Origin of the sequence: Brachyspira catarrhinii, from assembly GCF_005518285.1 — a bacterium.
Classification (GTDB): Bacteria; Spirochaetota; Brachyspiria; order Brachyspirales; family Brachyspiraceae; genus Brachyspira; species Brachyspira catarrhinii.
In genome coordinates this window covers 1-835 of record NZ_SJDU01000644.1, presented here as the reverse complement: position 1 = coordinate 835, position 835 = coordinate 1, and the positions used below count along the sequence as shown (strand labels likewise).

The 835-nt window shown below is 31.9% G+C and carries 1 pseudogene; it reads left to right on the top strand.

Annotated features, from left to right (window positions below):
- Positions 1-68: 68 nt before the first annotated feature.
- A pseudogene (locus EZH24_RS12830) lies at positions 69-835 on the top strand (threonine--tRNA ligase); the annotation flags it as partial.

The following is an 835-nucleotide window of genomic DNA, read 5'->3' as shown; positions in this document are numbered from 1 at the left end:
TTAAACTAAATTTAAAAAAGTATTAATTAAACTAAATTTAAAAAAGTATCAATTCAAGAGGTGCGATAATGTCAAAAATTAATTTTTTAGGACAATCTTACGAAATAGCCGAAGGAGTCTCTTTATTGGACTTCGTTAAACAACACGCTAAAAAAGAATCAAAAGACGCGATAGCCGCAAAATTCAACGGTTCGGAAGTAGATTTAACTTACAAACCAGAAACGGACGGAAATTTAGAATTGATACTTACTACAACTGACGAAGGACTTGAAATATTAAGACATTCCACAAGTCATTTGATGGCTCAAGCGGTTAAAAGACTTTATCCTAATGTTCAAGTGACAATCGGTCCCGCTATTAAAGACGGTTTTTATTACGATTTCGATACGGACAAACCTTTTACGGACGAAGATTTGCCAAAAATCGAAGCGGAAATGAAAAATATAATAAAAGAAAATATTCCCGTAGTAAGAAAGATAATGACTAAAAAAGAAGCTATAGAATATTTTAAGAAAAATAACGAACCTTATAAAGTGGAAATAATAGAAGATATTGACGCAGATACGGTTTCTTTTTACGAGCAGGGAGATTTTATTGATTTATGCCGCGGTCCTCATGTTCCTTCTACTGGTTATTTGAAATCTTATAAACTCATGTCTGTCGCGGGAAGTTATTGGAGAGGAGATTCGAATAATAAAATGCTCTCTCGAATTTATGGAACTGCTTTTGAAAGTAAAGAATCTTTGGATAATTATTTGAAGAAACTTAAAGAAGCTAAAGAGAGAGACCATAGAAAATTGGGAAAAGAATTAAATTTATTTAGTTTTCATGATGA